Origin of the sequence: Paenibacillus sp. FSL R7-0128, assembly GCF_038002245.1 — a bacterium.
Lineage (GTDB): Bacteria > Bacillota > Bacilli > Paenibacillales > Paenibacillaceae > Paenibacillus_AQ > Paenibacillus_AQ silagei.
Window position 1 is genome coordinate 5,131,210 of sequence record NZ_JBBOCD010000001.1, and the last position, 14,669, is coordinate 5,145,878.

The window sequence follows — 14,669 nt, forward strand, 5'->3', positions numbered from 1 at the left end:
GGTCATGCTCCTCTCTGATTGGACTCAGACGCTAACTCCAGGATCGCACCGGGAGGGCACGGCACCACCTCACCGCCGAACCCGGCGAAGCTTACCGCTTCGCTGTTGCCCGGCGCTGCCGTAACCGTGATCTCTTCGTGGCCGATCCGCAGCCGGAAGCTGCCTCCGCGCAGGATTACCGGCAGCTCAATGGAACTCCAGGTCTCCGGCAGAGACGGCTTAAGGGTGACGGTCTGGCCATCAAAGCCCACACCCGCGAAGCCAAGAACCGCAGCCATCCACGCGCCCCCGTTCGCCGCCGGATGCGTCCCGCCAATATAGAGGTCACCGACATACTGCTTCGATTCACCGGTTAGATCTACGGTGGCAGTGCGCATGAAATAAGGATATCCCCAATCCGGCAAGCCGATATCCGCTGCAGCTAGCGCATAGATACACGCGCTGAGGCTGGAGCCATGCTCGGTTCGCGGCTCATAGAATTTCCAGTTGGCCTGCTTCACTTCCCTGCTGAATCTGTCCCGGAACAGATGAAGCATGAGCACCACATCGGCCTGCTTCAGGATTCTTGTGGTTGTTGCCAGCCCGTTGCCTCCGCCCCAGTACTCATTCGGGTGAATGATCCGTGCCTTCAGCTCAGCCAGAGACACATCCTCCAGTTGCAGATAACGGTCGAATTGTTCAATCACCAGCGTATCCGGGTCCGGCTGCGGAACATAGAGCTGTGCCAGCATTGCTGTGAACTCATCCAGGAACGGCCCGTCTGCATACGATTCAGCAAGACCGTTATACACAGCCGGATATTTGTCCTGCAACCGTTCTGCTGTCTGCAAGGCAATCTTCAGTGTCTCCTGAACCATGGCGCTCGTAAATGCGTTATTATTCACCCGCTCATGATATTCATCCGGCCCGGTAACATCCAGCAGCTCATAACGCCGCTTCACAGGATTATAGTAAGCATAGGAATAGAAGAAACGCGCACATTCCCAGATCACCTCCGCCCCGCCGTCCGCCAGGATGCTGTCATCTCCCGTGAAGGTCACGTATTGCCAGAGTCCGTGCACGACATCTGCACTGATATGAATCTGCTTATCGCGGAAATAGGTCCGCATGGGTCGCCCGGTAAATACATCGTTCACATTGAACAGAGTGCAGGCATCGTCCCCGGAGTCCTGACTCTCCCATGCGTAGAAGGCGCCTAAATATCCGTATTCCTCCGCCTTCCGCCGTGCTCCGTCCAGCGTGTGGATGCGGTACATCATCAGATTGCGGGCAATCCCAGGATCACTGTGCAGGAAAAAGGGCAGCATGAACATCTCCGTATCCCAGAATACGGCCCCCTTATAGACCTGCCCGGACAAGCCGCGCGCCGGAATCGAGACCTTCTCCGACTTCGTCGGTGCAATGATCAGCAGCTGATACATACTGTACCGCAGCGCGAACTGCGCCTCCACATCGCCTTCAATGATACAATCGCTGCGTGACCATCGCTCCGCCCACTTGCGCCGGTGAGCCTCCAGCAGGCCGGGATACCCTGTAGCGGCGGCCTCCTGGACGGCCCGCACCGCCTGCTCATCAGGGCTGCCTTCCGCAGGAGCGCCTTCTATATCCAGGCCCGTGTACACGGCTGCATATTTGCACCATGTATGAGTCTCACCTGCCTTGGCTTCTATAGAAATATGGCGCAGCGCGGTTCCCCTATCCAGCTCGATAACAGCATCTACCCGCTTCTCCTGTTCTGCCAAGCCGAACACTGTAAGCTCCGCCACCGCCACCGGCAGCCCCAGCTCCCCGGTAACTACTGTTGACAGCAGAGCCCCGCCGGCCGCGCGGCTCTGTTGCTCCAGCAGATGTGGGCCGTTGATATCCCACACTGCGGCATCGATTCCTGTAGTAATCTCTATCCGGCAGTCGGCGGTGCAGTGAAGGGTCCATCTGGCAGCCAGCAGATGGAGCTGATCCATGCTGACGAACCGCTCGGCGGTCAGGGTCAGCTTCCCGCCTCCCGGGATGCTGAACATTGTCTCCCGCCGGTGGATAGCTGAGCGGAGATCCAGGCTCTGAGTATGAGCCAATGGTTCGGTATCCAACACATTTAGCTTGCAGCCGTTGGCGCTGACTACCGTATACAGCCCGTTCGGTGCGTTCACCGGCTCACGCCATTTGTCGCCCGCCCGGTCATACACTCCGGCCAATGTAACCGCCGCAAGCTGCTCCTTCCCGAACTCCTCAAGGACTCCCCGGAAGCCCATATAGCCATTGCAGGTCATAAATTTGTTGCCGTTCGCCGTAATCCGCCCAGGCTCGAAGCTGCGCTCACTTACCGTCCAGTCCATTACACAGTCATCCTTTCAGCGAGAGAAAGCTCGATTCCTGCTTCATCTACGGTCACCCGCTGATCATAGATCAGCACCTCTGTGCTTCCGCCATTGACTGCTCTGAAGGAAACCGACTCTGCATTTACCGTAATACCCAGCAGTACGCCCCTGCACATCACCTGGAAGTTGTAAGCGGTCCACTTCTGCGGCAGCACCGGCCGGAAGGACAGGCAATCTCCATCCGAGCGCATCCCCCCGAAGCCGTAGACGATGTTCATCCACGCTGCGGCGATCGATGTGGTGTGCAGCCCTTCCCGGGTATTTCGGTTATAGTTGTCCAGATCCAGGCGCGTGGCGAACTCGAAGAACCGGTACGCTTCCTCCGATTTGCCCAGCTCACTGGCCAGAATCGAGTGAATCGACGGCGAGAGCGAGGACTCATGAATACATCTCGGTTCATAATATTCATAATTCGCCAGCTTGGTCTCGCGGGAGAACTGCCCGTTGTACAGGAACATGAACATCAGCACATCCGGCTGCTTGATCATATCGTAACGGTACAGGCGGTCATACGACCAATTCGAGTACAGCGGGAACTCAGTCACCGGAATGGAGTGAATGTCGATATGCGGCATATCAAAAAATCCGTCATGCTCCTCGTAGATGCCGCTGCCGGGATCGAACGGGATTTTCATATGGACACGCTTGTGGTCCCAGTCAGCCAATTCCTCCTCGCGGAGTGCAGTAACCGCTATAACCGCCGCATATTCTTCAGGCGCCTCCGCCTTCATGAGGGCTACTGTTTCGAGCGTATATTCGAATAACTTCTGAGCCAACAGATTGATGTAGCAGTTATTGTTAACCATAAGCTGGAATTCATCCGGCCCCATCACGCCGAAATATCCGTATTCCCCGGTGCGTTGACCCCACTGGCCGCGGGATGCGTAGAAACGGCTGATCTGAATCAGCATTTCGGCGCCTTTGCTGTAGAGGAATTCCAGGTCGCCGGTGTTCTTCACATAATGCCAGATGCCGTAGGCGACTGCTGTCCCGACATGAAGCTGCAGATTGGAATGCTGCCACAGGTCACAGCTCTCTGTCCCGTCAATCGTGGCAATCGGATAGAATGCGCCCGCACAATCCACATCCTTCCCGCGCTGGAGCGCCTGAGACAGCGTCTTGTAGCGGAATTCCAGCAGACTGCGGGCCGCCTTCGGGTTATTGAACAGATAGAACGGCAGACAGTAGGACTCGGTATCCCAGAAGGCAAGCCCCCGGTAAGCTTCGCCGGTTAACCCTTTGGCACCGATGTTATACCCGGAATGGTCCCCGTGATACGTCTGATACAGCTGAAAAATACAAAAACGGATGCCCTGCTGATTCTCCGGGTCGCCTTCAATCCGGATATCGCTGGTTGCCCAGATGCTGCTCCAATAGGAGGCTTGGTCAGCAACCACCTCTTCCTCCACCAGCTGGTCCGCCGCTGCTGCAAGCTCCATGCCTTTTGTCCAGAGACGGTCTGCAGCTGGGGCAGCATCCGTGCCTGTCACATTGACCACAAGCTTCGTGAAGGAAGCAGGCTCCCCTTCAGCCAGCATAAGGGAGAATTGCCGCCCGATATACCGGTCATCTTCCACAAGCTCCGTATGCAGCGCCTGCGAAGACTTCAGGACAAAGCCCGAGAACAGCTGATTTCCGGTTGTCAGCGTACGGGCCATAATGGCAGTTATTGCTCCTTCCCCGCCGCGCTGCTGCTCTTTCCACATACTCTGGCCGTGTTCCTCATGAACCATGCCGAAGTCAAGGCCAGTACAAATATCTACCTTACCCGTGAAATTAAGCGCGGTGAAGCTAATCTGCTGCAGTCCCAGATGGGACAGAGTCATGCTGACCAAGCGTGTGAAGCAGAGCTTCAGCTTTTTCCCGTCCGCCAGCAGCCAGATGAACTCCCGTGTATAGGTTCCCGTCTGGAAATCCAGTCTGCGCGTATACGCCTCTATGCGGGAGTGAGCCAGATCCAGGGTTTCACCGTCCACCGAGATCCGGGTATGCAGCCAGTCCACGCTATTCACCATGTAGCGCAGCGACCGGATAATGCCTTTATAATGATTGCCAACCTCCATTTGCTCATTCAACCCGTTGAAATAGCTCCCCGGCAAGGAATCGCCGCTGTAGCCCTCGTCCGCATACCCCCGTACCCCCATATACTCGTTGCCCAGTGAAAAAATAGATTCCGAAGTCCGGTTGCGTTCCGGATCAAAGCCTTCCTCAATAATTGCCCAGGGATCGACCTTCAGATAGGGATCTGCTACTTTTGCCATAATTGAAACTCTCCTTCGCTAAGTGAGGCTTGGTCCGCTCCTCCGCTCACACAGCGGAAACAACAGACACTTTAGTTCCAGAGTATCGCTAAGCCCGCCCGTGACCAAGGTCCGCCTGTAAGCGAGTTATGTGCATTTGTACGGATCATATGGAATACGGACGACAAACGCAAAAAAGCCGCCCCCCTCTGCATCTATCCAGAACAGTTGACAACTGATATAATATCCTTTGAATCATGTAAAGAAGCCTATCATACGCCCAAAAACATAAGCTTTCTCACACAAATGAAGTGAAATTTATCACAATGTTAAAAATTCGACACTTTTAAGGGAAAATATTTACCCATAATGAGGAATTTCAAGGTATAATTAATTTAAAATTTACTGAAAAACTGAGGGAATAAAGGGGATGTCGATTATGATAAAGGAACATTATAATGTTATCGAAGCCCGCGGCAATACAAACTGTTTCTCCGAGCAGAACTTTAACCGCCTGTTGGTCACCATGAAGGAACGTGTAGTCCCTGAAGGATCACACCTGTTCTGGGAAGGCGATTTCTCGGATAAACTGTTTTATATCAAGCGTGGACGTGTGAAATTGACCAAATCTACAGACGAAGGCAAGGAACTGATTCTGTATATGTATCAGGCTGGCGATATGGTAGGTCAGGCTGACCCGTTCTTCAGCACGAAGCATAGCTTCACGGCCGAAGTCATTGAAGAGAGTGAAGTTGGCGTAATCGAGCAGAAGGATCTGGAGATTCTGATCTGCCAGCACTGCGACTTCTCCATTGACTTCATGAAATGGATGGGGATCCATCACCGTCTCACACAGACCAAATTCCGCGATCTGATGATGTACGGCAAACCGGGTGCACTCTGCTCCACACTGATCCGTCTTGGCAACACCTATGGTGAGAAGACGGGCGACAGCATTCTAATCAACAAAAAAATCACGCATACAGATCTGTCCAACATGATCGGCGCTACCCGTGAGAGCGTTAACCGGATGCTTAGTGATCTGCGCAAAAAAGATGCGGTGGAGTATGAGAATGGCATGATCGTCATCAAGGATCTGGCGATGCTTCAGGAAATCTGCCACTGCGAATTATGTCCCAATGAAATTTGCCGAATTTAATTTCCTATCAATAATACCCTCTATTCACCTCATTGAAACATATCTGACCCAATAAATTTAATAGAGTGGTCAAGGCGCCCTGTCCGGCGCCTTTTTTTCTTGTCTGGCGATGAATTCACCGCAATAGCGGAACATCCTATGTACCTTTTACTTCCCAATCATCATAATATTCTGGTGTTAAAGGCAGTTCCTCATTCCTAAGGAACTTCGCAGCATATACGGCTAGCGGAGAAGCTGAATCGAGTGTTATTCTAGTGATATCTACCCACTCCGCCCCGCGGGAATCCTGTTCTTCGAACATTGAAATGGCAACAGGACCTTCTTCCCCGGTCAATTCAACCTGATACAAGGCTGCTAAATGATGCATTTGCGTAAAGTGATCTTCGTTATACCGGATAAAGAAATCGAAAGTGCCCAGGTTCTGTTGTACCTTTACTGTATAACCAGTCTCTTCAATAAACTCTCTAATCAAGCCGTCAACCAGGGATTCACCAGCCTCCAGTCTTCCCCCAGGCAGATCGTATCTTCCGCTATAAGGGCCTCTTCCTTTATGTATCACCAGCAGCCTGCTGTCACGCTGACAAATTCCATATACGCCAAAATGGTTAAAGCTTTCCATCGTAGCCCTCTCCTCGGTTCATTTTCTGGATTGCTCTCCTTATCAGTAAGCAATACCGACACGGGCTCTTATGAAATCGCTAGCATCAATTTGACTATAAGTGAATTCCGCTGTATCCGCTACAGATATTTCAGTACCGCCTCCGGGCAAAATATCTCGTCTCACACGATAGGTCCCCATACGTTCTCCTTCCACCAGAGCGGTTGGGCACACAATGGTCCATTTCAGAGTCGATCGCTCCAGCAAGCGATAGGCTTGTTCATGTTCTTCTGCAGCACGGGTTGACCTGCGTTTAGATTCGCTGGATTGGTAACGCAGGAGTTCCGGGGAAAGCTCGCTCTGGAGAATGCCCGCAGTTCCTACGGTTATAATGCGCTCTATACCCTCTTCATACATGGCTCCGATGATAAAAGGCATGCTGTCTGTAAGCGTGGTTGTCCCATCGGTGTTCAATGCACTAATCACTACATCATTTCCCTGCACTGCCCGGGCGATATCTTCTTGATTAAGAACATTACCTTGGAGGATAGTCAGGTTGGCATGGAGAGGCTGAACTTTCTCCGGGTTACGGACCAGTACTGTAACATGATGTCCATCCTGAAGAGCATGGGTAACAATGTGGCTCCCCACCCGGCCGGTGGCACCTAGAATCAATATATTCATATGAAAATAACCTCCTGGTAAGAATTATCCCTATTATAGCAGGGATAGAGCGGCAAAAAAGCCCCGAAGCCATGTAGCAGCTGCGGGGCTTTATATTAAAGTTAGCTTGCCTTCTTAGTCTGAGGGGTAGCAGATACGTTACGCGGAGTCCGTACAGGCGAGATCAGCCAGTAGGCCATGCCGACGAAGACACCGCCGCCAATGATATTGCCGAGCGTGACCGGAATCATGTTGTGGAACCAGCCGGCGATGCTCACTGTCTCTGGATGATTCGGCAGCAGCACGGCTACGCTGAGGAGTGTCATGTTCGCTACACTGTGTTCATAGCCGCTCGCGATAAAGGCGAACAGACACCACCAGATTAGGACCAGCTTCGCCGCTTCACTCTTGGCGCGGGAGGACATCCACAGCGCCAGGCAGACCAGCCAATTACAGAGGATGCCGCGGAAGAACAACTCCGAGAACGGTAGGCTCATCTTTTTGGCGGCGGCTGCGAAGATCAGATGCTCGGCAGGCGCTGCCTTGAAGAGGCCCGATCCCTGAATCAGCAGCGCCAGCACCACAGCACCGGCCACATTGCCGAGGAATACCAGGACCCAGTTCTTCACCGTGTCCCAGACTGTAGTTCTCCCGGCAAGTGTGCTTACCGTGAAGAACATATTATTACCTGTAAACAGCTCTGAGCCTGCGAATACAACCAAGGTCAAGGCAATCCCGAAGGATGCTCCCATAATCAGCGGCTGGAACGGTGACTTAATCGCTGCCAGCGGTGCCCCCAGTGAGAAGATCAGAATAATACCAATCCCCACATATGCTCCTGCCAGGAGGGCCGCCAAAAAATATTTGGGCAGGCTCTCATTCATTTTGTCGCGTTTCCCTACGGCTGTCTCAACGATATTCTCTACGCTCTGCGTAAACATATCCGCACCTGCTCTTCCTTTAATTTAGGGTTGTTACTGCCGCAGGCAGAGTGACCTTAACAACTCCGCTCTCTACTGTAACCGGATAGACTTCTGCCTGCCCCCGGTCCGGTGCCTGAACCTCTCCGGTACGAAGGTCGATCTTCCAGTCATGCAGCGGATCATATAAATAATAGCCTGATACGATGCCTTCCGCGAGCGGACCGCCCTTCGGGTGGGGACTGTGGTTGCGGACCGCATAGACTGCGCCGTCCGATGTGCGGAATATGGCTAATTCCACCTCTCCTGCATGAACTACCCGGCCGATCTGCAGCATGAACTCTTCCACTGCACCTATCGTATATTCCCGATTGCTCCGTTCCATTATGCTCTCTCCCTCTCCCTTTAGACTATACCTGTGTCTCTTCGAACAGCGCAGTACGGGTGTTTTTGTCATCCAGCATTTTCCGCCAAGGATCACTCACCTGGGCCAGTGCAAAGTCAATACGTGCCGCAAGCTCTTTACGGTTGTCGTCATTCCCCATAACCACCGTCTGGATATGCTCAAGACCCATACGCTCTACCCATTCGGAGGTTCTCTCCAGGTAATTACCGGTCTCACGGTAGTACTGGATAACAGCGGAGCAGACCTCAACCAGCTCCTCGTCGGTCTTCACCTTGCAGAAGGCATCTGCGATCCGTGGTTTAATCCCGCCGTTGCCGCCGATGAATACCTCCCAGCCGCCGTCATTGCCGACAATCCCGATATCCTTCGTGCAGGACTCGGCACAGTTACGCGGACAGCCGTTAACCGCCATCTTGAACTTGGCCGGCATATCCAGCCGCTCATATTTACGCTCAAGCATAGCGCCCATGCCCATGGAATCCTGTGTGCCGAAGCGGCAAAACTGTGAACCCACGCAAGTTTTTACCGTACGAAGCGACTTCGCATAACCATAGCCGGACGGCATATCCAGCTCCTCCCACACCTTAGGTACATCTTCTTTTTTGACACCGATCAGGTCAAGACGTTGTCCGCCCGTTACCTTCACAACCTTCACATCATACTTCAGGGACACATCGGCAATCCGCTTCAAATCCTCAGGAGTGGTCACCCCGCCATACATCCGCGGTATAACTGTATAAGTTCCGTCCTTCTGAATATTGGCGCTCATCCGTTCATTGACGAAACGTGACTCCTTCTCATCCTCATGAGTGTCAGGGTAGATCATCCCCAGATAATAGTTCACGGCAGGGCGGCATTTCGAACAGCCTTCTGCCTGCTTCCAGTCCAGGACATGCATGACTTCCTTGGTGGTCCGGAGGCCTTTAGCCGTAATCTCGGCTACGATCTCATCCCGGCTAAGCGAGGTGCAGCTGCAGATCCCCTGCTTGGCGCTCTGCTGGAAGCTGTCTCCGAGAACGAATTGCAGAATCTGCTCCACCACCGGCTTACAGCCGCCACAGGAGCGGGTTGCACCCGTACAGGCTTTGATCTCATCCACCGTAGTGAAGCCGTTCTCCGTAACAGCATCCACAATCGCTTTTTTGGTTACGCCGTTGCAGCCGCAGACGATTTCTTCATCAGCCATCGCTTCAACGGACATGCCTTTCTTGGCTCCGCCTCCGCCGCAGCAGCTTGTGCCCATAACTTCATCATAGATTTCATTGGTCATCTCTGTGCTGTTTTTCACAAGCTTCTGCAGGTTGGCAGATTCCGTTACATCACCGAACAGAACGGCGCCTACAATCACATTATCCTTAAGCAAAATCTTCTTGTAGGTTCGCTTCCATTCATCCTTGGCAGAAATGACGGTATGCTCCGGTGTTTCGGTAAATTCACCAGCGGAGAACACATCTACCCCGGAAATTTTGAGCTTGGTTGCTACAACTGAGCCTTCATAGCCCGGAGTCTGTACACCAGACAAATGCTTGGCAAGAACCATGCCCTGCTCGAATAACGGTGCGACGAGTCCGTAGCAGGTTCCCCGGTGCTCTGTACATTCGCCGACAGAATACACATCTGCCATAGAAGTCTGCATATAATCGTCAACTACGATCCCGCGGTTAACGGTGATTCCGCTGTCCTTGGCAAGCTGGACATTCGGCTTGATTCCAACAGCCATCACTACAAACTCTGCGGGCAGTTCACTGCCGTCACTGAAGCGCAGACCGGTCACCCGCTCTTCGCCGGTCAATTCTACCGTCTGCTTGCCCATGGCGAATTTCACACCTTGACGCGTAAGCTCTGCCTGCAGCATGGATGAAGCAGTGCGGTCCAGCTGCCGCTCCATCAGATCCTCCAGCAGATGAACAACGGTAACATCCATACCCAGATTGACAAGACCCTTCGCAGCTTCCAGACCGAGCAGTCCTCCGCCGATCACAGCCGCCGTCCGGTACTGCTTCGCTGCTGCCAGCATCGCATCACAGTCAGCGATATCGCGGAAGCCGACTACCCCATCCTTGGTGCTGCCGGGTACGGGGAGAATGAAAGAATTCGAGCCTGTGGCAATAATTGCTTTATCGTAAGGAACCGCCAGTCCATTATCGGTCAATATTAGTTTGTTCTGTTCATCGATCCGGGTAACCGTCGTGCCAGTATACAGTGTAATATGATTATCCTCATACCACCCAAGATCATTAAGAATGATGTCTTCAATCGTTTTGCTGCCTTCAAGTACATAGGACAACATAATCCGGTTATAGTTGGGATGCGGCTCACTGCCGAAGACAGTAATATCATAAGCGCCGCCCAGCTTCAGAATCTGCTCAATAGTGCCTACTCCCGCCATGCCATTCCCAATTAGCACTAACTTTTCTCTTTCCGCTGCCACTGGTAGACCCTCCTTCAGAAACTCTGATTTCTTCAATAACTTTACCTGATAGAGAAATTATACTGTCCCCAATTCCATGACAAGTGTGACCACAGTCACACGGTATGTGAATTTTTTCACACGAGTGGAGATGACTTCTCCCGTTCTTGCATAGGACAACTTATGGCGTGAAGCACAGAGATATATTATTCAAAAAAAACGGATACCCATGCAGTTTCGCACAGATATCCATTCATTTGATACACGATCTCACTCCTATACTTCATTCACTTATTTCAGTACCAGAGAGATCTCCAGCTTGTCCTGCGGACTGAGCTTCATGTCCACTCCATTACCGAGCAGACCTTTATCATTGACCTTCAGTCTCCATTCCTCGCTGCTGAGCGGGGTATATTCCATCACGGAAAGCACCGTCCGGTTATCCTCGGCAAGCCGGACCATACCGCTGTTCTTGAGCAGTCCCTTGACGGACATATCCTGCATAAAAGAAAGCACATGCGAATGTGTCAGCTCCGGCTGCTCGCTCCCCCCGTTCACCGTGATGATGACAGGCTGAAACATCTTTCCGGTTCCGGCAGGCCCTGCTGACATCGTAATGGCCGAACCCGGTTCCAGCGTCGTATTCAGCTCTTGAACCTTCTTGCCGTTCACCTGAACCTCCCAGCTCATATCCGGACCCAGGGAGACCTTATTCACCTCAAGAATACTGGTTCCATCCGCTGAAAATGTAACAACGCCGCTCTTTCTGAACAGCTCTATTATTGAATTCCCAGGCACGTAAGCTTCATTAAGCAATCTGGCCGAGCTTCCGGCCATTTCACTGTCACCCACCTTGACTGAAAAGGTTAATCCTTGGCCTCCGTTACTGCTGCCGCCATTCTCTGATCCCAAGCCACAACCGCTTGCCGCGGCCAGCAAGAGAAGGCACAGCATGAAGCGCATCCATTTCGTGGACATCCCACGGCACCGCCTTCATATGTATTTTCCCAGACTCTTTAAGGATAACGCATAGAGGAAGGGTTCTCAAATCATTTCTGCCGGAAGAAAAAGTAAAAAGCCCCCGAAGGGACTTCTACCTTGCAGCAGGTCCTATTGATACCGCAGGAACAAAATGTTGTTCTCCAGATGTACATGCTCGAAGGTCATGCCTTCCAGTTCTTCAAGGCGGGCATAGGTCAGGCGATAAGTCGTGCAGGCATGTGCGGGCGGTGTGTAGTCATTAGTTACTCTGCGAAGCTCGCGCAGGATCTCTCCGGCCCCGTCATGCTCAGCTTCCAAATTATGCAGCAGTCCGCGCAGCTCCGCAAGTCCTTCTTCGGTTGGGTTCTGAGTGTAGGCCAGCATCTTAGGGAATTCGCTCTCTTCTTCCTTCGCTGTATGCTGCAGCAGCTCTTCACGCAGCATATTGAACAGACGGTGCATCTCTCCGAGGTGCGGTGAATCCTCACCGTGAACGCGGAACACCTTGGTTACATTTTGACTGATTAGCGGAAGCTCTTCACGCAGGTAACGATGATGCTTGTTCACAATATAATCCACCAGCTCCTCCGAAGAAGCCTCGTTCCAGGCGGTATCCTCTTCCAGAACCGGGTGCTGCTCTTGCAGCTTGTTCAGCTCCTGCACCATTGCTGCCGGATCAAGACCCTTCTCGGCAGCGGCTTCAGCCAGCGGCTTGGCACCTCCGCAGCAGAAATCGATCCGTTGTGCCTTGAAATAATCTGCTGCTTTGGGGAACTGCAGGACAATATCTCTGACCATTGCTTCCGGGGTGAACCCGGGATGAATTGTTGTATCGTTTAATTGATTGGACGCCATGTTGGCCCCTCCTCAGGTTAGATGTAGGTTTGTGCTTCTTTTCACTTCTACACCTTATCACTGGCCTTAGGCGGAACTTGTGATTGTACGCACTGAATATAACAAATTTTAATGAACGCGAACTTTTAATATTTTTATGTAAAATATACTAGACATTTTGTTTTATATATTTTACAATATGCGTGAGGTGAGGGAATGGGGAAGAATCTGAGGCTCAAAGCCTCCAGAGCGGCAAAAGACATGTCGCAAAAGCAGCTGGCGGATGCCGTGGGGGTCACAAGACAGACAATTATCGCGATTGAGAATGGTGATTACAACCCCACCCTGAGGTTGTGTATTGACATTTGTGTAACCCTTGGGAAGACGCTGGATCAATTATTTTGGGAGGGAACGAAGGATGAGCAGAACGAACCTGGATGAGAGACAATTGCAGCAGCGGCACAAGGCGGGGAATCAGGCATTTCTTTTGATGGCATTCTTATTGCTGGCAGACATGGCGCTGCAAAACTACGGAATGAAGTGGCTGGAATATCCGCTAAGTAATTACGCAATTTTCATGCTGGGTGTGGGTTCCTATCTCGTACGGCTGATCTGGACCGGTGCATATGTGGGACCGGGCGGAGCACAGGGCGGAGCAAAAGGAAAAAACGTTCTGGGTGCACTGCTGGCGATCGTGGTGGCAGCCTGTATCCTTATCGTTACCTTCGTGAATCCAGCCGCCCAATCAGCAGCAAACAGCGGTGCGAACGGGAAGGTGATTCTGGTCATTTCCGTTACAGCAGGACTGGTCATCTTAAGCACCGTGTACTTGATCCGACGGAGGAATAACCGGGCGGAGTAGAGTGGCTTGTGCTGCTGTGAGTGACTAGAAGTAGAAATAAAGGAGGAGCGGAGCGATCGCCTTTGTGTTTGGATTTCTACCGCGAAGAGCGGTTTGTATCAGGAAATCCAAACACAATAGCGGCCGGAAGTCCAAATGTTCACCGCAGCGACGACCTGGCTTCAAGTTCAACTCTTTTTTCGAGCTTCACCTTTTCTATCGAACCGTCGCCTGCATGTAAGTCCGCTTGCCCTGCGCATCCTTCAGGTAGGGGCCAAGTCCGGCGAACCGCGAATGATCCACATATACACCCGTCATCCATCTGCCTTCAGTCAGGCCGCCGTTCCACTGCAGCACCAGATCGGGGGCAGAGATCCATTCCTGATACACTCTGATGTTCTTATCCTTATATTCTTTGGCCGGTTTGTTCAATTCGCTCAGCGGTGCCGGGGTAAGGTAGGTGGGCACGAAATATACAGAGATCAGCTCCATATCCTCCTCACTCAGAAAAGCCTCCTCCCCCAGGTAAGGCTGGAGCAGCCGGGTATTCTCATACATGGACCATATCACAGCTTGAAGTACCATGCTCTGGCTAATTCCATTATGAAAAGTAAAACGGCGCTGAGCATTTGAGCCACTCCCTCCCTTAGCCGTTACCGGCTCCAGGCAATGCCGTTCACAACCGATACATTTCCAGCCGGACGGGCCTTGAATCCATTTCTGAAACACGCTCCCGCTGTCATTATCCCCTTTATATAGAGAAGAAATGATCTCATACGGCACACCGATCCACGCATCCCACAGAGAATCCGGGAGATAGCTATGAAGCATGAACAACACCTTGTCATAGATCAGCTGTACTTTAATCGAAGCAGTCTCCAGTTCGGCGACATCCTTTTTTCCATAGGTTATTTCCCGGGAAAACAAGGTGATGGTCATGGTCCTCGCCTCCTAAAAGTTGTGTGAGCCCTCCGCTTCCTTCCATCAGCATCGTCCAAAACACATCCCGTAAGCATCCGTCTGCCTTATAACCCTGGGCTTTTCCTACTTTTGTTAACGCTTCCACACATCCGTAATATTTAGTATGTTCTATTATATTACACAGGTAGGGCCTAAGTGCAAGGTTTATTTGGGCAAAATTTGCATAAACAAGCGGAACCGGCATTGCCGTCCTTATAAAGGACGGTACCGTTTCAGCGAGAAATAGAAGGATAAGTTATCATGTGAAACCTATAAATTCTT

General features: G+C 52.0%; 13 protein-coding genes. 3 read left to right on the forward strand and 10 right to left on the reverse strand.

Annotated features, from left to right (window positions below; genetic code table 11):
- Positions 1–2: 2 nt before the first annotated feature.
- Both NST26_RS21780 and NST26_RS21785 read right to left on the reverse strand, forming a co-directional pair.
- Positions 3–2,333: a glycosyl hydrolase family 65 protein gene (locus NST26_RS21780; RefSeq protein ID WP_340979773.1), complete on the reverse strand. Its 2,331-nt coding sequence runs from the start codon at positions 2,331–2,333 to the stop codon at positions 3–5.
- A complete protein-coding gene (locus NST26_RS21785) occupies positions 2,333–4,636 on the reverse strand; it encodes a glycoside hydrolase family 65 protein (RefSeq protein WP_340979774.1) in 2,304 nt (767 codons plus the stop codon). Before NST26_RS21785 ends, NST26_RS21780 begins: the two co-directional genes overlap by 1 nt.
- A 418-nt stretch (positions 4,637–5,054) precedes the next feature.
- On the opposite strand from NST26_RS21785, the gene NST26_RS21790 reads away from it, so the two are divergent.
- Complete coding sequence (locus NST26_RS21790) at positions 5,055–5,774, forward strand: Crp/Fnr family transcriptional regulator (RefSeq protein ID WP_245368069.1); 720 nt, start codon at positions 5,055–5,057, stop codon at positions 5,772–5,774.
- A gap of 136 nt (positions 5,775–5,910) precedes the next feature.
- Here NST26_RS21790 and NST26_RS21795 read toward each other — a convergent pair whose 3' ends face one another.
- The 7 genes from NST26_RS21795 to ric all read right to left on the reverse strand — a co-directional run bounded on the left by NST26_RS21795 (position 5,911) and on the right by ric (position 12,577).
- Entirely contained in the window at positions 5,911–6,393 is a 483-nt protein-coding gene (locus NST26_RS21795) for an NUDIX hydrolase (protein ID WP_339249592.1), read from the reverse strand.
- 42 nt (positions 6,394–6,435) lie between these two features.
- Complete coding sequence (locus tag NST26_RS21800; RefSeq protein ID WP_340979775.1) at positions 6,436–7,056, reverse strand: NAD(P)-dependent oxidoreductase; 621 nt, start codon at positions 7,054–7,056, stop codon at positions 6,436–6,438.
- A gap of 101 nt (positions 7,057–7,157) precedes the next feature.
- Complete coding sequence (locus NST26_RS21805) at positions 7,158–7,976, reverse strand: formate/nitrite transporter family protein (protein WP_036731856.1); 819 nt, start codon at positions 7,974–7,976, stop codon at positions 7,158–7,160.
- A gap of 19 nt (positions 7,977–7,995) precedes the next feature.
- Positions 7,996–8,340, reverse strand: a complete 345-nt coding sequence (gene nirD / locus NST26_RS21810; RefSeq protein WP_340979776.1) for a nitrite reductase small subunit NirD — start codon at positions 8,338–8,340, stop codon at positions 7,996–7,998.
- Between the two features lie 25 nt (positions 8,341–8,365).
- Positions 8,366–10,792 carry a nitrite reductase large subunit NirB gene (nirB, locus tag NST26_RS21815; protein WP_340979777.1) on the reverse strand — a complete coding sequence of 809 codons (2,427 nt, stop codon included), beginning with the start codon at positions 10,790–10,792 and terminating at the stop codon, positions 8,366–8,368.
- A gap of 270 nt (positions 10,793–11,062) precedes the next feature.
- Positions 11,063–11,749, reverse strand: coding sequence for a hypothetical protein (locus NST26_RS21820; RefSeq protein ID WP_340979778.1), 687 nt, complete (start codon positions 11,747–11,749; stop codon positions 11,063–11,065).
- 132 nt (positions 11,750–11,881) lie between these two features.
- Positions 11,882–12,577 carry an iron-sulfur cluster repair di-iron protein gene (gene ric / locus NST26_RS21825; protein WP_155991686.1) on the reverse strand — a complete coding sequence of 232 codons (696 nt, stop codon included), beginning with the start codon at positions 12,575–12,577 and terminating at the stop codon, positions 11,882–11,884.
- A 225-nt stretch (positions 12,578–12,802) separates the two neighbouring features.
- Between ric and NST26_RS21830 the strand changes: the two genes are divergently transcribed.
- The gene (locus NST26_RS21830; RefSeq protein ID WP_036698494.1) at positions 12,803–13,027 is read left to right on the forward strand and encodes a helix-turn-helix transcriptional regulator; all 225 of its coding nucleotides are present in this window, start codon (positions 12,803–12,805) and stop codon (positions 13,025–13,027) included.
- Positions 13,005–13,448 (forward strand): DUF6773 family protein, encoded by a 444-nt coding sequence (locus NST26_RS21835; protein ID WP_340979779.1) that lies wholly within the window; start codon positions 13,005–13,007, stop codon positions 13,446–13,448. The genes NST26_RS21830 and NST26_RS21835 overlap by 23 nt, the downstream gene beginning before the upstream one ends.
- Positions 13,449–13,643: 195 nt before the next feature.
- Here the strand turns inward: NST26_RS21835 and NST26_RS21840 are convergent, their stop codons facing one another.
- On the reverse strand, positions 13,644–14,366 hold the full coding sequence (locus NST26_RS21840) for a hypothetical protein (protein ID WP_339249604.1): 723 nt from the start codon (positions 14,364–14,366) through the stop codon (positions 13,644–13,646).
- Positions 14,367–14,669 lie beyond the last annotated feature (303 nt).